The organism is Pseudomonas sp. B10 (assembly GCF_900156235.1).
Lineage (GTDB): Bacteria > Pseudomonadota > Gammaproteobacteria > Pseudomonadales > Pseudomonadaceae > Aquipseudomonas > Aquipseudomonas siliginis.
Genome location: NZ_LT707063.1, coordinates 2,870,811 through 2,890,000, shown reverse-complemented (window position 1 = coordinate 2,890,000; position 19,190 = coordinate 2,870,811). Strand labels below are relative to the sequence as shown.

Here is a 19,190-nt window from a genome sequence, read left to right as displayed (position 1 = left end):
ATCCGGAGATGTCTGAATGGGGGAACCCAGCCATCATAAGATGGTTATCTTGTACTGAATACATAGGTGCAAGAGGCGAACCAGGGGAACTGAAACATCTAAGTACCCTGAGGAAAAGAAATCAACCGAGATTCCCTTAGTAGTGGCGAGCGAACGGGGACTAGCCCTTAAGTGGCTTTGAGATTAGCGGAACGCTCTGGAAAGTGCGGCCATAGTGGGTGATAGCCCTGTACGCGAAAATCTCTTGGTCATGAAATCGAGTAGGACGGAGCACGAGAAACTTTGTCTGAATATGGGGGGACCATCCTCCAAGGCTAAATACTACTGACTGACCGATAGTGAACTAGTACCGTGAGGGAAAGGCGAAAAGAACCCCGGAGAGGGGAGTGAAATAGATCCTGAAACCGTATGCGTACAAGCAGTGGGAGCAGACTTTGTTCTGTGACTGCGTACCTTTTGTATAATGGGTCAGCGACTTATTTTCAGTGGCGAGCTTAACCGAATAGGGGAGGCGTAGCGAAAGCGAGTCTTAATAGGGCGTCTAGTCGCTGGGAATAGACCCGAAACCGGGCGATCTATCCATGGGCAGGTTGAAGGTTAGGTAACACTGACTGGAGGACCGAACCGACTACCGTTGAAAAGTTAGCGGATGACCTGTGGATCGGAGTGAAAGGCTAATCAAGCTCGGAGATAGCTGGTTCTCCTCGAAAGCTATTTAGGTAGCGCCTCATGTATCACTGTAGGGGGTAGAGCACTGTTTCGGCTAGGGGGTCATCCCGACTTACCAAACCGATGCAAACTCCGAATACCTACAAGTGCCGAGCATGGGAGACACACGGCGGGTGCTAACGTCCGTCGTGAAAAGGGAAACAACCCAGACCGTCAGCTAAGGTCCCAAAGTTATGGTTAAGTGGGAAACGATGTGGGAAGGCTTAGACAGCTAGGAGGTTGGCTTAGAAGCAGCCACCCTTTAAAGAAAGCGTAATAGCTCACTAGTCGAGTCGGCCTGCGCGGAAGATGTAACGGGGCTCAAACCATACACCGAAGCTACGGGTATCACCTTCGAGTGATGCGGTAGAGGAGCGTTCTGTAAGCCTGTGAAGGTGAGTTGAGAAGCTTGCTGGAGGTATCAGAAGTGCGAATGCTGACATGAGTAACGACAATGGGTGTGAAAAACACCCACGCCGAAAGACCAAGGTTTCCTGCGCAACGTTAATCGACGCAGGGTTAGTCGGTCCCTAAGGCGAGGCTGAAAAGCGTAGTCGATGGAAAACAGGTTAATATTCCTGTACTTCTGGTTATTGCGATGGAGGGACGGAGAAGGCTAGGCCAGCTTGGCGTTGGTTGTCCAAGTTTAAGGTGGTAGGCTGAGATCTTAGGTAAATCCGGGATCTTAAGGCCGAGAGCTGATGACGAGTGTTCTTTTAGAACACGAAGTGGTTGATGCCATGCTTCCAAGAAAAGCTTCTAAGCTTCAGGTAACCAGGAACCGTACCCCAAACCGACACAGGTGGTTGGGTAGAGAATACCAAGGCGCTTGAGAGAACTCGGGTGAAGGAACTAGGCAAAATGGCACCGTAACTTCGGGAGAAGGTGCGCCGGTGAGGGTGAAGGACTTGCTCCGTAAGCTCATGCCGGTCGAAGATACCAGGCCGCTGCGACTGTTTATTAAAAACACAGCACTCTGCAAACACGAAAGTGGACGTATAGGGTGTGACGCCTGCCCGGTGCCGGAAGGTTAATTGATGGGGTTAGCTAACGCGAAGCTCTTGATCGAAGCCCCGGTAAACGGCGGCCGTAACTATAACGGTCCTAAGGTAGCGAAATTCCTTGTCGGGTAAGTTCCGACCTGCACGAATGGCGTAACGATGGCGGCGCTGTCTCCACCCGAGACTCAGTGAAATTGAAATCGCTGTGAAGATGCAGTGTATCCGCGGCTAGACGGAAAGACCCCGTGAACCTTTACTATAGCTTTGCACTGGACTTTGAATTTGCTTGTGTAGGATAGGTGGGAGGCTTTGAAGCGTGGACGCCAGTTCGCGTGGAGCCATCCTTGAAATACCACCCTGGCAACTTTGAGGTTCTAACTCAGGTCCGTTATCCGGATCGAGGACAGTGTATGGTGGGTAGTTTGACTGGGGCGGTCTCCTCCTAAAGAGTAACGGAGGAGTACGAAGGTGCGCTCAGACCGGTCGGAAATCGGTCGTAGAGTATAAAGGCAAAAGCGCGCTTGACTGCGAGACAGACACGTCGAGCAGGTACGAAAGTAGGTCTTAGTGATCCGGTGGTTCTGTATGGAAGGGCCATCGCTCAACGGATAAAAGGTACTCCGGGGATAACAGGCTGATACCGCCCAAGAGTTCATATCGACGGCGGTGTTTGGCACCTCGATGTCGGCTCATCACATCCTGGGGCTGAAGCCGGTCCCAAGGGTATGGCTGTTCGCCATTTAAAGTGGTACGCGAGCTGGGTTTAGAACGTCGTGAGACAGTTCGGTCCCTATCTGCCGTGGACGTTTGAGATTTGAGAGGGGCTGCTCCTAGTACGAGAGGACCGGAGTGGACGAACCTCTGGTGTTCCGGTTGTCACGCCAGTGGCATTGCCGGGTAGCTATGTTCGGGAAAGATAACCGCTGAAAGCATCTAAGCGGGAAACTTGCCTCAAGATGAGATCTCACTGGAACCTTGAGTTCCCTGAAGGGCCGTCGAAGACTACGACGTTGATAGGTTGGGTGTGTAAGCGCTGTGAGGCGTTGAGCTAACCAATACTAATTGCCCGTGAGGCTTGACCATATAACACCCAAGCAATTTGCTGACCTGAGAAGGCACCAGATTGCGGTGTGTGAAGACGAAACGAACCGAAAGTTCGAAACGCACAAACACCGAAAGCTGTCACATACCCAATTTGCTGAAGCGAGGCCATCTGGTCACGAGTCAGTACCCGAATTTCTTGACGACCATAGAGCGTTGGAACCACCTGATCCCATCCCGAACTCAGCAGTGAAACGATGCATCGCCGATGGTAGTGTGGGGTTTCCCCATGTGAGAGTAGGTCATCGTCAAGATTAAATTCCGAAACCCCAATTGCGAAAGCAGTTGGGGTTTTGTTTTGCCTGCGAAAAATGTGTCCGCTTGATTTCTATGCAACGGCCCGGGGCATGGCTATTATGCGGGCCTCATTGTGAGGCGATACCTGCATGCTGACGTTGTTGAATCTACTGAAGGATGGACGATTCCATTCCGGACAGGACCTGGGCGTTGCCCTGGGAATAAGCCGAAGTGCTGTATGGAAGCAGCTACAACAGCTTGAAGCTGAACTTGGCCTGTCGATCCATAAAGTTCGCGGTCGCGGATATCAATTGTCTACGCCTCTGACGCTCCTTGATCCTCGTGAAATATTCAGGAAAATGCCTCAATGGCCGGTGCGTGTGTTCGACTCCGTCGACTCGACAAATGCCGAAGCTCTGCGCTCCATCAGTGAGGGCGCCCCCGCGCCGTTTTTGGTGCTCGCGGAGCGACAATTGGCAGGCCGTGGTCGTCGAGGCCGCAAGTGGGTGAGCCCATTTGCGGAAAATCTTTATTACAGCCTGGTTCTTCGAATAGATGGCGGCATGCGTCAGCTTGAGGGGTTGAGCCTTGTTGTTGGCTTGGCCGTGATGCAGACCTTGCGAAGCGCCGGCGTGCCCAATGCCGGTTTGAAGTGGCCCAACGATGTTTTGGTGGGTAACAAGAAAATAGCCGGCATCCTGCTCGAACTCGTCGGCGATCCGGCGGATGTATGTCATGTTGTATTGGGTATAGGAATCAACGTGAATATGCAGGTTGCCGATGAGGTCGACCAGCAATGGACTTCTATAAAGCTGGAGTCAGGGAAAGCCTGCGATCGCAATGCTCTGGTGGTTGAGTTGAGTAATCAACTCAAAGCTTATACCCATAAACACCAGCTCAACGGGTTCGCAAGTCTGCAGGCAGAATGGGCGGAAAATCACCTGTGGCAGGGGCGGTCCGTGTCGTTGATCGCGGGTAACAGCCATATCGATGGGATAGTGCTCGGGATTGATAACCAAGGCGGGTTGCGCTTGATTGTAGATGGTGTTGAAAAAGTCTTTAGTGGTGGAGAGCTCAGCCTGAGGTTGCGTGATGATTCTTGAGCTTGACTGCGGCAATAGTTTTATCAAATGGCGCGTGCTGGATGCGTCGGCGAGTGGGCTGGTTTCGGAAGGGGTTGTAGATTCCAATCAGGCTTTGCTTGAGAGTCTACAGATCATAAAGCCGCTCTCGCTGCGCAAGTGTCGTTTGGTAAGCGTCAGGACTAACGAGGAAACCAGCGCTTTAATCGAAATGCTTGAGCGTGCGTTCGGTATTCCTATCGTGTGTGCGAAACCCGCCCGCGAGATGTCCGGTGTTCGAAACGGCTATGAAGACTATGAGCGTCTGGGGCTTGATCGCTGGCTGGCGATGCTCGGCGGCTTCCATCTGGCTGCCGGAAGTGCTTGCCTGGTTCTCGACTTCGGTACCGCGGTCACTGCCGATTTTGTCGCGGCTGACGGTGAGCATCTCGGGGGGTTCATTTGTCCTGGTATGCCTTTGATGCGAAACCAGTTGCGCACCCATACCCGTAAAATTCGTTATGGTGATGAAGCAGCAGAGCGCGCCCTTTCCAGTCACGTCCCGGGACGGACCACCGTTGAAGCGGTGGAGCGCGGTTGTTCTTTGATGCTGAGGGGCTTCGTTCTCACTCAATTAGAGCTGGCTCGAGCGTACTGGGAAGAGCAATTCACCGTCTTTATTACGGGAGGGGATGCCGAGCTGGTTAAAGGCGTCGTGCCTGACGCCAGGGTTGTGCCCGACCTGGTTTTTGTCGGCTTGGCGATGGCTTGTCCCTTGTCTTGAGGTTTATATGCGTTGGCTGTTCCTGCTGCTGGTTGTACTCAATGTTTTTTACTATGTCTGGCATCAGCAGGAAGCGCCCTTGCGAGCCAAAGATGTAACGCCTCTTAATCTGTATCGTGGTTCGCAGCAGGATATCCGTCTGCTGAGCGAAACCGCAGGTGAAGGTCGAAGAGGCGAGGTGGCGCCGCGTCAGCAGTGCTTGTTCCTTGGTGGATTTTCTGACGAAGATTCAATTGCCAGGTTGCAACAGCGTCTGGTGGCGATGAAAGTCAATGTGCAATCTGTGCCGAAATATGCTGCCGGAAGCGGGTACTGGCTGGCAGCTGCGCCGGACAGCCAGCGTTTGTTAGGCGATCAGCAGTTGCAAAACCTTTCCAAGGAATTCAATGAGTTAAAACATAAAATAATGCTGTGCGAAGGGGTTGCACCTGCTCAATAGTTTGCATAGAATGGCGCCCGCTCCACAGCGAACACCTTAATCGGGATTCGAAGTGAAGTGTGTCAACGCAGCTAACCTCAGGTTTTTAAATGAGAAAATGCTTGACAGAGGCTTGGCATGATATAGAATGCCGGCCTGATTAGGAGGGGTTCCCGAGCGGCCAAAGGGATCAGACTGTAAATCTGACGTCTACGACTTCGAAGGTTCGAATCCTTCTCCCTCCACCAGATTTAAGCGTGAGCTGCAGGCTCCGCGGGTATAGTTTAGTGGTAGAACCTCAGCCTTCCAAGCTGATGATGCGGGTTCGATTCCCGCTACCCGCTCCAAGTTTGCAGGTTGTGCAAGGGGTTTTGCTCTTGTAGCTCAGTTGGTAGAGCACACCCTTGGTAAGGGTGAGGTCAGCGGTTCAAATCCGCTCAAGAGCTCCATATAACAAGGCAGATATGAAAATATCTGCCTTTGTTTTAATGGTTGATATTGTTTGTCTAATTTCTTCTGTAGAGGGTGATATCGATGGCTAAGGAAAAATTTGATCGTTCCCTGCCCCACGTCAACGTTGGGACCATTGGTCACGTTGACCACGGTAAAACCACTCTGACTGCTGCTCTGACTCGCGTTTGCTCCGAAGTTTTCGGTTCTGCAATCGTTGACTTCGACAAGATCGACAGCGCACCAGAAGAAAAAGCTCGCGGTATCACCATCAACACCGCGCACGTTGAGTACAACTCGAAGATCCGTCACTACGCTCACGTTGACTGCCCAGGTCACGCTGACTACGTGAAGAACATGATCACCGGTGCTGCTCAGATGGACGGCGCTATCCTGGTTTGCTCGGCCGCTGATGGTCCGATGCCGCAAACCCGTGAGCACATCCTGCTGTCTCGTCAGGTTGGCGTTCCGTACATCGTGGTCTTCCTGAACAAGGCTGACCTGGTAGACGACGCTGAGTTGCTGGAATTGGTTGAGATGGAAGTTCGTGACCTGCTGTCGACTTACGACTTCCCGGGCGACGACACTCCGATCATCATCGGTTCGGCTCGTATGGCGCTGGAAGGCAAAGACGACAACGAGATGGGCACCACTGCCGTCAAGAAACTGGTTGAAACTCTGGATGCCTACATCCCAGAACCAGTTCGTATGATCGACAAGCCATTCCTGATGCCAATCGAAGACGTATTCTCGATCTCGGGTCGCGGTACTGTTGTGACTGGTCGTATCGAGCGCGGTATCGTTCGCGTTCAGGATCCGCTGGAAATCGTTGGTCTGCGTGACACCACCGTTACTACTTGCACCGGTGTTGAAATGTTCCGCAAGCTGCTCGACGAAGGTCGTGCTGGCGAGAACTGCGGCGTTCTGCTGCGTGGTACCAAGCGTGACGACGTTGAGCGTGGCCAGGTTCTGGTCAAGCCAGGTTCGGTCAAGCCGCACACCAAGTTCACCGCAGAAGTTTACGTTCTGAGCAAGGAAGAAGGCGGTCGTCACACTCCGTTCTTCAAAGGCTACCGTCCACAGTTCTACTTCCGTACTACTGACGTGACTGGTAACTGCGAGCTGCCAGAAGGCGTTGAAATGGTAATGCCAGGTGACAACATTCAGATGACTGTTACCCTGATCAAAACCATCGCGATGGAAGACGGTCTGCGTTTCGCTATCCGTGAAGGCGGTCGTACCGTCGGCGCTGGCGTCGTAGCCAAAATCATCGAATAAGCGGTTGTAATGTATTTTTCGGGCCGGCATAATGGTCGGCCTGATTTTGTTTTAGGTCAGTAGCTCAATTGGCAGAGCGACGGTCTCCAAAACCGTAGGTTGGGGGTTCGATTCCCTCCTGACCTGCCAGATTCACTCGGTGTGTCTGGCTTTCTTTTCACAGGATCTTCATAGATGACTCCTAAAGCTGAAGCTCAAGGCTCTCGCTTCGATCTGCTCAAGTGGCTTGTAGTAGTCGCTTTGGTGGTTGTTGGCGTTGTTGGCAATCAGTATTACGCTGCTTCGCCGATCCTGTACCGTGTACTTGCTTTGCTTGCCATTGCTGCCGTAGCTGCCTTTGTAGGCCTGCAGACCGCGAAGGGCAAGTCTTTCTTTGTACTGGTTAAGGAAGCTCGCACCGAGATTCGTAAAGTCGTGTGGCCAACTCGCCAAGAAACCACGCAGACCACGCTGATTGTCGTGGCTGTTGTTCTGGTTATGGCGTTGCTGCTGTGGGGGCTTGATTCCCTGCTCGGCTGGCTTGTTTCCTTGATTGTCGGCTAAGGGTGTCCCGTGGCTAAGCGTTGGTATGTTGTGCATGCTTACTCGGGTTACGAGAAGCATGTGATGCGCTCGCTGATCGAGCGCGTAAAGCTGGCTGGCATGGAAGATGGCTTCGGCGAAATTCTGGTTCCCACTGAAGAAGTGGTAGAGATGCGTAACGGCCAGAAGCGCAAAAGCGAGCGGAAGTTCTTTCCAGGCTATGTGCTGGTCCAGATGGATATGAACGAGGGTACTTGGCACTTGGTCAAGGATACTCCTCGGGTGATGGGTTTCATCGGAGGTACTGCCGACAAGCCTGCACCAATTACCGATAAAGAGGCAGAAGCGATTCTGCGTCGCGTTGCTGATGGTAGCGACAAGCCTAAACCGAAGACATTGTTCGAGCCAGGTGAGACGGTGCGTGTCAACGACGGCCCATTCGCTGATTTCAACGGCGTTGTGGAAGAAGTTAACTACGAAAAGAGCCGGATCCAAGTGGCAGTGCTCATTTTCGGTCGCTCTACTCCGGTGGAGCTCGAGTTCAGTCAGGTCGAGAAGGTCTAGCTGGGCAAGCAATCCCAACCCCGCAGCCTTAGGCTGTGGGGTTTTGTCGTCACTGGGATAAACGCGCAAGTAACCGGGGAGCCTTTCGAGGCGTTCGAACCCGTAATTGGAGTGCCTCATGGCCAAGAAGATTACCGCTTACATCAAGCTGCAAGTGAAGGCCGCTCAGGCTAACCCAAGTCCACCGGTTGGTCCTGCTCTGGGTCAGCACGGCGTGAACATCATGGAATTCTGCAAGGCTTTCAACGCCCGTACCCAGGGTCTTGAGCCAGGTCTGCCGACTCCAGTGATCATCACTGTCTACAGCGACCGTAGCTTCACTTTCGAAACCAAATCCACCCCTGCTTCGGTTCTGCTGAAGAAGGCGGCCGGTCTGACCAGCGGTTCCGCTCGTCCGAACACCGTTAAGGTTGGCACTGTTACCCGTGCTCAGCTGGAAGAAATCGCGAAAACCAAAAACGCGGATCTGACTGCAGCTGATATGGATGCAGCCGTGCGTACTATCGCCGGTTCTGCTCGTAGCATGGGCCTTAACGTGGAGGGTGTGTAATGGCTAAGCTGACCAAGCGTCAAAAGGCTATCGCCGGCAAAATCGAAGCAGGCAAGGCCTACAACATTGTAGACGCCGCTGCTCTGCTGGCCGAGCTGTCGACAGTCAAGTTCAGCGAGTCGTTCGACGTTGCTGTAAACCTGGGTGTAGATCCGCGTAAATCCGACCAGGTTGTTCGTAGCGCTACTGTGCTGCCACACGGCACTGGCAAGACTGTTCGCGTTGCTGTGTTCACCCAGGGTCCAGCTGCTGAGGCCGCTCTGGCTGCCGGCGCTGACCGTGTAGGTATGGACGACCTGGCTGCCGAAATGAAAGGCGGCGACCTGAACTATGACGTAGTGATCGCATCCCCGGATGCCATGCGCGTTGTGGGTCAGTTGGGTCAGATCCTCGGTCCACGTGGCCTGATGCCTAACCCGAAAGTCGGCACCGTAACTCCAGACGTAGCCAACGCGGTCAAGAACGCCAAGGCTGGTCAGGTTCGTTATCGCACCGACAAAAACGGCATCATCCACACTTCCGTTGGCAAGATCGGCTTCGACGCCGTCAAGCTGAAGGAAAACGTTGAAGCCCTGATCGCTGATCTGAAGCGTATCAAGCCAGCTTCCTCGAAAGGTATTTACGTCAAGCGCGTTACCCTGAGCACCACTATGGGCCCAGGTCTGGTTATCGATCAGAGCTCGCTCGACGCGTAAGACAAAGGTTGGCGCGGATTGTCGCGCCAATTGAAAGATTGGGGTCCCTGCCTGGCGGGGGCTATCCAAGACCGTAGGCGGCGCAAGCCTTAAACCTCAAGCCTACGCAGATGGTGCTCCCGGTTCCTTACCGAATCAGACACCAAAACGACATTCGGTTCCGATCGAATGAAACGGTAACAAGCAGGAGTTAAACCCGTGGCAATTAATCTCGAAGACAAGAAGGCCATCGTCGCTGAAGTCAACGAGGCTGCCAAAGTCGCTCTGTCCGCTGTCGTGGTTGATGCACGTGGCGTAACAGTAGGCGCAATGACCGGACTCCGTAAAGAGGCTCGTGAAGCTGGCGTTTACGTACGTGTTGTACGTAACACCCTGCTCAAGCGCGCTGTTGCTGACACTCAATACAGTGTCCTCAACGACGTGTTCACCGGCCCGACCCTGATTGCATTCTCGAACGAACATCCGGGCGCTGCTGCCCGTATCTTCAAAGAGTTTGCCAAGGGTCAGGACAAGTTCGAGATCAAGGCAGCTGCGTTCGAGGGCAAGTTCCTCGCAGCTAATCAGATCGACGTACTGGCAACTCTGCCGACCCGTGACGAAGCAATTTCTCAGCTGATGAGCGTGATTCAAGGCGCAACCAGCAAATTGGCTCGTACTCTGGCGGCAATTCGCGACCAGAAAGAAGCTGCCGCAGCCTAAGGCTCGTCACTTCTCGCGTTTTTTGTTTATTTCGATGGTCGCGTAGGCCGTCCCCCAATTCAGGAATTGAGTCATGTCTCTGACTAACGAACAAATCATCGAAGCAATCGGCCAGAAATCCGTAGTGGAAATCGTTGAGCTGATCAAAGCGATGGAAGAAACCTTCGGTGTTACCGCTGCTGCCGCTTCGGCTGGCCCAGCTGTAGCTGCTGCTGCTGTTGAAGAGCAAACCGAGTTCAACGTTGTTCTGCTGGAAGCTGGCGAGAAGAAGGTTAACGTGATCAAGGCAGTTCGTGAACTGACCGGTCTGGGCCTGAAAGAAGCCAAAGAGAAAGTAGACGGCGCTCCTCAGGTTGTAGCTGAAGGCGTTTCGAAAGAAGCGGCTGAAGACGCCAAGAAGAAGCTGGAAGAAGCAGGCGCTAAAGTCGAGCTGAAGTAAGCATCGACTTTGCTCCTCCAGCCCGAGCGTCAAGCGACAGGCTGATGGCTGGTGGCTCTTGCCACCGGCCTTTTTCCGTTATTGGCAGCCGACTGGGTCGGTGCTGATAAAGGCGCTGTAACCACCCGATGCGGTGGCGCAAACCATGGGGTTTGCACGATTTTCTGGCTGCTCCCGTCGGGAGGGGCCAAACAAGCAGGTGACCAAGCTGGGGAACGCTGATGGCTTACTCATATACTGAGAAAAAACGTATCCGCAAGGACTTTAGCAAGTTGCCGGACGTCATGGATGTGCCTTACCTCCTGGCCATCCAGCTGGATTCGTATCGTGAATTCTTGCAAGCGGGAGCGACTAAAGATCAGTTCCGCGACGTGGGCCTGCATGCGGCCTTCAAATCCGTTTTCCCGATCATCAGCTACTCCGGCAATGCTGCGCTGGAGTACGTCGGTTATCGCCTGGGCGAACCGGCATTTGATGTCAAAGAATGCGTATTGCGCGGTGTAACTTTCGCCGTACCTTTGCGGGTAAAAGTGCGCCTGATCATCTTCGACAAAGAATCGTCGAACAAAGCGATCAAGGACATCAAAGAGCAAGAAGTCTACATGGGTGAAATCCCCCTGATGACTGAGAACGGTACCTTCGTAATCAACGGTACCGAGCGTGTTATCGTTTCCCAGCTGCACCGTTCCCCGGGCGTGTTCTTCGACCACGACCGCGGCAAGACGCACAGCTCCGGCAAACTGCTGTACTCGGCTCGCATCATTCCTTACCGCGGTTCGTGGCTGGACTTCGAATTCGACCCGAAAGACTGCGTCTTCGTGCGTATCGACCGTCGTCGCAAACTGCCGGCTTCGGTACTGCTGCGCGCACTCGGTTACACCACCGAAGAAGTGCTGGACGCGTTCTACACTACCAACGTATTCCACCTGAGCGGCGAAACCCTCAGCCTGGAACTGGTGCCATCGCGCCTGCGTGGTGAAGTTGCGGTTCTGGACATCCAGGACGAGAAGGGCAAGGTCATCGTTGAGCAAGGCCGCCGTATTACCGCGCGCCACATCAACCAGATCGAGAAAGCCGGTATCAAGACGCTGGACGTGCCACTGGACTACGTCCTCGGCCGCACCACCGCCAAGGCTATCGTGCACCCGGCTACCGGCGAAATCCTGGCCGAATGCAACACCGAGCTGAACACTGAAGTCCTGGCAAAGATCGCCAAGGCCCAGGTCGTTCGCATCGAGACCCTGTACACCAACGACATCGACTGCGGTCCGTTCGTCTCCGACACACTGAAGATCGACTCCACCAGCAACCAATTGGAAGCGCTGGTCGAGATCTATCGCATGATGCGTCCAGGCGAGCCGCCAACCAAAGACGCTGCCGAGACCCTGTTCAACAACCTGTTCTTCAGCCCTGAGCGTTATGACCTGTCTGCGGTCGGCCGGATGAAGTTCAACCGTCGTATCGGTCGTACCGAGATCGAAGGTTCGGGCGTGCTGTGCAAGGAAGACATCGTCGCGGTCCTGAAGACTCTGGTCGACATCCGCAACGGTAAAGGCATCGTCGATGACATCGACCACCTGGGTAACCGTCGTGTTCGCTGCGTAGGCGAAATGGCCGAGAACCAGTTCCGCGTTGGCCTGGTACGTGTTGAGCGTGCGGTCAAAGAGCGTCTGTCGATGGCTGAAAGCGAAGGCCTGATGCCGCAAGACCTGATCAACGCCAAGCCAGTGGCTGCGGCGGTGAAAGAGTTCTTCGGTTCCAGCCAGCTGTCGCAGTTCATGGGCCAGAACAACCCGCTGTCCGAGATCACCCACAAGCGTCGTGTCTCTGCACTCGGCCCTGGCGGTCTGACTCGTGAGCGCGCAGGCTTCGAAGTCCGTGACGTACACCCGACTCACTACGGTCGTGTCTGCCCGATTGAAACGCCGGAAGGTCCGAACATCGGTCTGATCAACTCCTTGGCTGCGTACGCTCGCACCAACCAGTACGGCTTCCTGGAAAGCCCGTACCGTGTGGTGAAAGAGGGTGTGGTCACCGACGAGATCGTGTTCCTGTCCGCTATTGAAGAAGCCGATCACGTGATCGCGCAGGCTTCGGCGACCATGAACGAGCAGAAAGTCCTGATCGACGAACTGGTTGCCGTGCGTCACCTGAACGAATTCACCGTCAAGGCGCCGGAAGACGTCACCCTGATGGACGTTTCGCCGAAGCAGGTTGTGTCGGTTGCAGCGTCGCTGATTCCGTTCCTCGAGCACGACGACGCCAACCGTGCGTTGATGGGTTCGAACATGCAGCGTCAGGCTGTACCGACTCTGCGCGCTGACAAGCCGCTGGTAGGTACCGGCATGGAGCGTAACGTAGCCCGTGACTCCGGCGTTTGCGTCGTGGCTCGTCGTGGTGGCGTGATCGACTCCGTCGACGCCAGCCGTATCGTGGTTCGTGTTGCCGATGACGAAGTTGAAACCGGTGAAGCCGGTGTCGACATCTACAACCTGACCAAGTACACCCGCTCGAACCAGAACACCTGCATCAACCAGCGTCCGCTGGTGCGTAAAGGTGATCGCGTTCAGCGTAGCGACATCATGGCCGACGGCCCGTCCACCGACATGGGTGAGCTGGCACTGGGTCAGAACATGCGCATCGCGTTCATGGCATGGAACGGCTTCAACTTCGAAGACTCCATCTGCCTGTCCGAGCGTGTGGTTCAGGAAGACCGTTTCACCACGATCCACATTCAGGAACTGACCTGTGTGGCCCGTGACACCAAGCTTGGCCCAGAGGAAATCACTGCGGACATCCCGAACGTGGGTGAAGCTGCACTGAACAAGCTGGACGAAGCCGGTATCGTTTACGTAGGTGCTGAAGTAGGCGCAGGCGACATCCTGGTTGGCAAGGTCACTCCGAAAGGCGAGACCCAACTGACTCCGGAAGAAAAACTGCTGCGTGCAATCTTCGGTGAAAAAGCCAGCGACGTTAAAGACACCTCCCTGCGCGTGCCAACCGGCACCAAAGGTACTGTCATCGACGTACAGGTCTTCACCCGCGACGGCGTTGAGCGTGATGCTCGTGCACTGTCGATCGAGAAGTCCCAGCTGGACGAGATCCGCAAGGATCTGAACGAAGAGTTCCGCATCGTTGAAGGCGCGACTTTCGAACGTCTGCGTTCCGCACTGGTAGGCCACAAGGCCGAAGGCGGCGCCGGCCTGAAGAAAGGTCAGGACATCACCGACGAAGTACTCGACGGTCTTGAGCACGGCCAGTGGTTCAAACTGCGCATGGCTGAAGATGCTCTGAACGAGCAGCTCGAGAAGGCTCAGGCCTATATCGTTGATCGTCGCCGTCTGCTGGACGACAAGTTCGAAGACAAGAAGCGCAAACTGCAGCAGGGCGATGACCTGGCTCCAGGCGTGCTGAAAATCGTCAAGGTTTACCTGGCAATCCGTCGCCGCATCCAGCCGGGCGACAAGATGGCCGGTCGTCATGGTAACAAGGGTGTGGTCTCCGTGATCATGCCGGTTGAAGACATGCCGCACGATGCCAATGGCACCCCGGTCGACGTGGTCCTCAACCCGCTGGGCGTACCTTCGCGTATGAACGTTGGTCAGATTCTCGAAACCCACCTGGGCCTCGCGGCCAAAGGTCTGGGCGAGAAGATCAACCGGATGGTCGAAGAGCAGCGTAAAGTCGCTGAACTGCGCACTTTCCTGGACGAGATCTACAACCAGATCGGCGGTCGTAACGAAGATCTGGACAGCTTCTCCGATCAGGAAATCCTTGATCTGGCGAACAACCTGCGTGGCGGCGTTCCAATGGCCACTCCAGTGTTCGACGGCGCCAAGGAAAGCGAAATCAAGGCCATGCTGAAACTGGCAGACCTGCCGGAAAGCGGCCAGATGCAACTGACCGACGGCCGTACCGGCAACAAGTTCGAGCGTCCAGTTACCGTTGGCTACATGTACATGCTGAAGCTGAACCACTTGGTAGACGACAAGATGCACGCGCGTTCTACCGGTTCTTACAGCCTGGTTACCCAGCAGCCGCTGGGTGGTAAGGCGCAGTTCGGTGGTCAGCGTTTCGGGGAGATGGAGGTCTGGGCACTGGAAGCATACGGTGCTGCTTACACTCTGCAAGAAATGCTCACAGTGAAGTCGGACGATGTGAACGGCCGTACCAAGATGTACAAGAACATCGTGGATGGCGATCACCGTATGGAGCCGGGCATGCCCGAGTCCTTCAACGTGTTGATCAAGGAAATTCGTTCCCTCGGCATCGATATCGATCTGGAAACCGAATAACACGTGACGCGAATCGAGAGCGGGGCAGGATTGCCCGCTCTCTGCTCCGCCAGGAGGAAAGGCCTTGAAAGACCTACTGAATTTGCTGAAAAACCAGGGTCAAGTCGAAGAGTTCGACGCCATCCGTATCGGATTGGCCTCGCCGGAGATGATCCGTTCGTGGTCGTTCGGTGAAGTTAAAAAGCCGGAAACCATCAACTACCGTACGTTCAAACCCGAGCGTGACGGCCTGTTCTGCGCCAAGATCTTTGGCCCGGTAAAGGATTACGAGTGCCTGTGCGGTAAGTACAAGCGCTTGAAGCACCGTGGTGTGATCTGCGAGAAGTGCGGCGTTGAAGTTGCACTGGCCAAGGTTCGTCGTGAGCGCATGGCGCACATCGAACTGGCTTCGCCGGTTGCCCACATCTGGTTCCTGAAATCGCTGCCGTCGCGTATCGGCCTGCTGATGGACATGACCCTGCGTGATATCGAGCGCGTTCTCTACTTCGAGAGCTATGTCGTTATCGATCCAGGCATGACCACCCTTGAAAAAGGTCAGCTGCTGAACGACGAGCAGTACTTCGAAGCGCTGGAAGAGTTCGGTGACGATTTCGACGCCCGCATGGGTGCCGAAGCTGTCCGTGAACTGCTGCACGCTATCGACCTGGAGCACGAGATTGGCCGTCTGCGCGAAGAGATTCCGCAAACCAACTCGGAAACCAAGATCAAGAAGCTGTCCAAGCGACTGAAGTTGATGGAAGCCTTCCAGGGTTCCGGCAACCTGCCAGAGTGGATGGTGCTGACCGTTCTGCCGGTTCTGCCGCCAGATCTGCGTCCACTGGTCCCGCTGGATGGCGGTCGTTTCGCGACCTCCGATCTCAACGATCTGTATCGTCGAGTGATCAACCGTAACAATCGTTTGAAGCGCCTGCTGGATCTGTCCGCTCCGGACATCATCGTGCGCAACGAAAAGCGTATGTTGCAGGAAGCGGTCGATGCATTGCTCGACAACGGTCGTCGTGGCCGCGCTATCACCGGTTCTAACAAGCGTCCTCTGAAATCCCTGGCTGACATGATCAAGGGTAAGCAAGGTCGTTTCCGTCAGAACTTGCTCGGTAAGCGTGTTGACTACTCCGGTCGTTCGGTAATTACCGTAGGCCCGACCCTGCGTCTGCACCAGTGCGGTCTGCCGAAGAAGATGGCTCTCGAGCTGTTCAAGCCGTTCATTTTCGGCAAGCTGGAAATGCGTGGTCTGGCGACCACCATCAAAGCGGCCAAGAAAATGGTCGAGCGCGAACTGCCAGAGGTTTGGGACGTTCTTGCTGAAGTGATTCGCGAACACCCGGTTCTTCTCAACCGTGCACCGACCCTTCACCGTCTGGGTATCCAGGCGTTTGAACCGGTACTGATCGAAGGTAAGGCTATCCAGCTGCACCCTCTGGTCTGCGCCGCGTACAACGCCGACTTCGACGGCGACCAAATGGCCGTGCACGTACCGCTGACACTGGAAGCCCAGCTCGAAGCGCGTGCGTTGATGATGTCGACCAACAACATCCTGTCGCCAGCCAACGGTGAGCCAATCATCGTTCCGTCGCAGGACGTTGTATTGGGTCTGTACTACATGACTCGTGAAGCGATCAACGCCAAGGGCGAAGGTCGTGTGTTCGCGGATCTGCAGGAAGTCGACCGTGTGTTCCGTGCCGGCGAAGCCGCACTGCACGCCAAGGTCAAGGTTCGTATCAACGAAACCGTCAACGACCGTGACGGCAACAGCGTGAGCGGTACCCGTATCGTCGACACCACTGTCGGCCGTGCGCTGCTGTTCCAGGTTGTGCCGAAAGGTCTGTCGTTCGACGTCGTCAACCTGCCGATGAAGAAAAAGGCGATCTCCAAGCTGATCAACCAGTGCTACCGCGTGGTTGGTCTGAAAGAGACCGTGATCTTCGCTGACCAGTTGATGTACACCGGTTTCGCTTACTCGACCATCTCCGGCGTTTCCATCGGTGTTAACGACTTCGTTATCCCGGATGAAAAAGCCCGCATCATCGGTGCAGCCACCGACGAAGTGAAAGAGATCGAGAGCCAGTACGCCTCCGGCCTGGTAACCCAGGGCGAGAAGTACAACAAAGTGATCGACCTCTGGTCGAAAGCGAACGACGAAGTTTCCAAGGCGATGATGGCCAACCTCTCGAAAGAGAAAGTCATCGACCGTCACGGCGACGAAGTCGACCAAGAGTCTTTCAACTCGATGTACATGATGGCCGACTCGGGTGCGCGGGGTTCCGCAGCACAGATTCGTCAGCTGGCCGGTATGCGTGGTCTGATGGCCAAGCCGGACGGTTCCATCATTGAAACGCCGATTACTGCGAACTTCCGTGAAGGTCTGAGCGTACTTCAGTACTTCATCTCGACTCACGGTGCTCGTAAAGGTCTGGCGGATACCGCGTTGAAAACTGCGAACTCCGGTTACCTGACTCGTCGTCTGGTAGACGTGGCGCAGGATCTGGTAGTAACCGAGATCGATTGCGGCACCGAACACGGTCTGCTGATGACTCCGCACATTGAAGGCGGTGACGTTGTAGAACCGTTGGGTGAGCGCGTATTGGGTCGTGTGATTGCCCGTGACGTGTTCAAGCCGGGTACCGAGGACGTTATCGTTCCTGCTGGCACTCTGGTTGACGAGAAGTGGGTCGAGTTCATCGAGCTGAACAGCATCGACGAAGTGATCGTGCGTTCGCCGATCAGCTGCGAAACCCGCTACGGTATCTGCGCCAAGTGCTACGGCCGTGATCTGGCTCGTGGTCACCAGGTGAACATCGGTGAAGCGGTCGGCGTTATCGCTGCCCAGTCCATCGGTGAGCCGGGTACCCAGCTGACCATGCGTACGTTCCACATTGGTGGTGCGGCAAGCCGTACTTCCGCAGCCGACAGCGTTCAGGTGAAGAATGGCGGTACCGTCCGTCTGCACAACCTGAAGCACGTTGAGCGAGTGGATGGCCATCTGGTTGCTGTGTCCCGTTCCGGTGAGCTGGCAATCGCGGACGACTTCGGTCGTGAGCGCGAGCGTTACAAGCTGCCGTACGGTGCTGTGATTTCGGTTAAGGAAGGTGACAAGGTCGACGCTGGCGCAATCGTGGCCAAGTGGGATCCGCACACTCACCCGATCGTTACCGAAATGAAAGGTACCGTGACCTACGTGGGCATGGAAGAAGGCATCACGATCAAGCGTCAGACTGACGAATTGACCGGTATGACCAACATTGAAGTACTTGACGCGAAAGATCGTCCAGCTGCCGGTAAGGAAATCCGTCCAGCAGTGAAGATGGTCGACGACAACGGCAAGGATCTGTTGCTGCCAGGCACTGACGTTATCGCTCAGTACTTCCTGCCAGCCAACGCCCTGGTCGGTGTGGCTGACGGTGCGAAGATTGCGATCGGTGATGTTATCGCTCGTATCCCGCAGGAAACTTCGAAGACCCGTGACATCACCGGTGGTCTGCCGCGTGTTGCTGACCTGTTCGAAGCCCGTCGTCCGAAAGAAGCGTCGATTCTGGCTGAAGTCAGCGGCACCATCGCGTTCGGTAAAGAGACCAAAGGCAAGCGCCGTCTGGTCATTACCCCGAACGACGGTAGCGATCCGTACGAAGAGCTGATTCCGAAGTGGCGTCACCTGAACGTCTTCGAAGGCGAACAGGTAAACCGCGGCGAAGTTATCTCCGACGGTCCAAGCGATCCGCACGACATCCTGCGTCTGCTGGGTGTAAGCGCGCTGGCCAAGTACATCGTCAACGAGATCCAGGACGTTTATCGTCTGCAAGGCGTGAAGATCAACGACAAGCACATCGAGACCATCCTGCGTCAGATGCTGCGTAAAGTTGAGATCTCCGAGTCCGGCGATTCCAGCTTCATCAAGGGCGACCAGATGGAACTGACTCACGTTCTGGTAGAGAACGAGCGTCTGAGCGCGGAAGACAAGTTTGTCTCCAAGTTCACTCGCGTTCTGCTGGGTATCACCAAGGCGTCGTTGTCCACCGAATCGTTCATCTCGGCGGCTTCCTTCCAGGAAACCACTCGCGTACTGACCGAAGCGGCAGTCACCGGCAAGCGCGATTACCTGCGCGGCCTGAAAGAAAACGTAGTCGTGGGTCGTCTGATCCCGGCCGGTACCGGTCTTGCCTATCACAGCGAGCGCAAGCGTCGCCGTGATGCCGACAAGCCGTTGCGCGTAAGCGCCAGTGAAGTGGAAGCTGCACTGACCGAAGCGCTGAACTCGAGCGGTAACTGAGTTCTGCGATAAACGAGCGTGAGGCCCTGATCGCTCCGTTCGTCGAATCGAGACATCAAGTCAAGGTTCGATGGGCGGGGAGGTCGGGGCCTTGCCTTGACTGGAATCAAGATCCTCTTTAGAC

At 55.1% G+C, this 19,190-nt stretch carries 12 protein-coding genes, 4 tRNA genes and 2 rRNA genes (1 of these 18 only partly in view); all 18 read left to right on the top strand.

Features of this window, described 5'->3' with window-relative positions; translation table 11 throughout:
- Positions 1-2,792, top strand: a 23S ribosomal RNA gene (locus BXA01_RS13130) (it extends 102 nt beyond the left edge of the window).
- Positions 2,793-2,948: 156 nt separating this feature from the next.
- A 5S ribosomal RNA gene (rrf, locus tag BXA01_RS13125) occupies positions 2,949-3,064 on the top strand.
- Between the two features lie 132 nt (positions 3,065-3,196).
- Complete coding sequence (gene birA, locus BXA01_RS13120; protein ID WP_076564326.1) at positions 3,197-4,150, top strand: bifunctional biotin--[acetyl-CoA-carboxylase] ligase/biotin operon repressor BirA; 954 nt, start codon at positions 3,197-3,199, stop codon at positions 4,148-4,150.
- Positions 4,140-4,892 (top strand): pantothenate kinase, encoded by a 753-nt coding sequence (locus BXA01_RS13115; protein ID WP_076564325.1) that lies wholly within the window; start codon positions 4,140-4,142, stop codon positions 4,890-4,892. The genes birA and BXA01_RS13115 overlap by 11 nt, the downstream gene beginning before the upstream one ends.
- A gap of 7 nt (positions 4,893-4,899) precedes the next feature.
- Positions 4,900-5,331 (top strand): hypothetical protein, encoded by a 432-nt coding sequence (locus BXA01_RS13110; protein ID WP_076564324.1) that lies wholly within the window; start codon positions 4,900-4,902, stop codon positions 5,329-5,331.
- Between the two features lie 142 nt (positions 5,332-5,473).
- Positions 5,474-5,558: transfer RNA gene (locus tag BXA01_RS13105), tRNA-Tyr, on the top strand.
- 25 nt (positions 5,559-5,583) lie between these two features.
- A tRNA-Gly gene (locus tag BXA01_RS13100) sits at positions 5,584-5,657 on the top strand.
- A 26-nt stretch (positions 5,658-5,683) separates the two neighbouring features.
- Positions 5,684-5,759 (top strand) — tRNA-Thr (locus BXA01_RS13095).
- 85 nt (positions 5,760-5,844) lie between these two features.
- Complete coding sequence (gene tuf / locus BXA01_RS13090) at positions 5,845-7,038, top strand: elongation factor Tu (RefSeq protein ID WP_064361246.1); 1,194 nt, start codon at positions 5,845-5,847, stop codon at positions 7,036-7,038.
- Between the two features lie 53 nt (positions 7,039-7,091).
- Positions 7,092-7,167: transfer RNA gene (locus BXA01_RS13085), tRNA-Trp, on the top strand.
- A gap of 45 nt (positions 7,168-7,212) precedes the next feature.
- Positions 7,213-7,581 (top strand): preprotein translocase subunit SecE, encoded by a 369-nt coding sequence (gene secE / locus BXA01_RS13080; protein WP_016772937.1) that lies wholly within the window; start codon positions 7,213-7,215, stop codon positions 7,579-7,581.
- A gap of 9 nt (positions 7,582-7,590) precedes the next feature.
- Positions 7,591-8,124, top strand: a complete 534-nt coding sequence (gene nusG / locus BXA01_RS13075; protein WP_007957598.1) for a transcription termination/antitermination protein NusG — start codon at positions 7,591-7,593, stop codon at positions 8,122-8,124.
- Positions 8,125-8,242: 118 nt separating this feature from the next.
- On the top strand, positions 8,243-8,674 hold the full coding sequence (gene rplK, locus BXA01_RS13070; protein ID WP_003176435.1) for a 50S ribosomal protein L11: 432 nt from the start codon (positions 8,243-8,245) through the stop codon (positions 8,672-8,674).
- Complete coding sequence (gene rplA, locus BXA01_RS13065; protein ID WP_024014523.1) at positions 8,674-9,369, top strand: 50S ribosomal protein L1; 696 nt, start codon at positions 8,674-8,676, stop codon at positions 9,367-9,369. Before rplK ends, rplA begins: the two co-directional genes overlap by 1 nt.
- 198 nt (positions 9,370-9,567) lie before the next feature.
- Positions 9,568-10,068, top strand: coding sequence for a 50S ribosomal protein L10 (rplJ, locus tag BXA01_RS13060; protein WP_008081912.1), 501 nt, complete (start codon positions 9,568-9,570; stop codon positions 10,066-10,068).
- 73 nt (positions 10,069-10,141) lie between these two features.
- Positions 10,142-10,507: a 50S ribosomal protein L7/L12 gene (gene rplL, locus BXA01_RS13055; RefSeq protein WP_007962228.1), complete on the top strand. Its 366-nt coding sequence runs from the start codon at positions 10,142-10,144 to the stop codon at positions 10,505-10,507.
- Between the two features lie 221 nt (positions 10,508-10,728).
- A complete protein-coding gene (rpoB, locus tag BXA01_RS13050) occupies positions 10,729-14,802 on the top strand; it encodes a DNA-directed RNA polymerase subunit beta (protein WP_076564323.1) in 4,074 nt (1,357 codons plus the stop codon).
- Between the two features lie 64 nt (positions 14,803-14,866).
- Entirely contained in the window at positions 14,867-19,066 is a 4,200-nt protein-coding gene (rpoC, locus tag BXA01_RS13045) for a DNA-directed RNA polymerase subunit beta' (RefSeq protein WP_016772940.1), read from the top strand.
- Positions 19,067-19,190: the final 124 nt, after the last annotated feature.

Coding starts and splice junctions, on each gene's coding strand:
- birA (WP_076564326.1), top strand. CDS start 3,197: ATGCTGACGTTGTTGAATCTACTGAAGGATGGACGATTCCATTCCGGA.
- BXA01_RS13115 (WP_076564325.1), top strand. CDS start 4,140: ATGATTCTTGAGCTTGACTGCGGCAATAGTTTTATCAAATGGCGCGTG.
- BXA01_RS13110 (WP_076564324.1), top strand. CDS start 4,900: ATGCGTTGGCTGTTCCTGCTGCTGGTTGTACTCAATGTTTTTTACTAT.
- tuf (WP_064361246.1), top strand. CDS start 5,845: ATGGCTAAGGAAAAATTTGATCGTTCCCTGCCCCACGTCAACGTTGGG.
- secE (WP_016772937.1), top strand. CDS start 7,213: ATGACTCCTAAAGCTGAAGCTCAAGGCTCTCGCTTCGATCTGCTCAAG.
- rplK (WP_003176435.1), top strand. CDS start 8,243: ATGGCCAAGAAGATTACCGCTTACATCAAGCTGCAAGTGAAGGCCGCT.
- rplA (WP_024014523.1), top strand. CDS start 8,674: ATGGCTAAGCTGACCAAGCGTCAAAAGGCTATCGCCGGCAAAATCGAA.
- rplL (WP_007962228.1), top strand. CDS start 10,142: ATGTCTCTGACTAACGAACAAATCATCGAAGCAATCGGCCAGAAATCC.
- rpoB (WP_076564323.1), top strand. CDS start 10,729: ATGGCTTACTCATATACTGAGAAAAAACGTATCCGCAAGGACTTTAGC.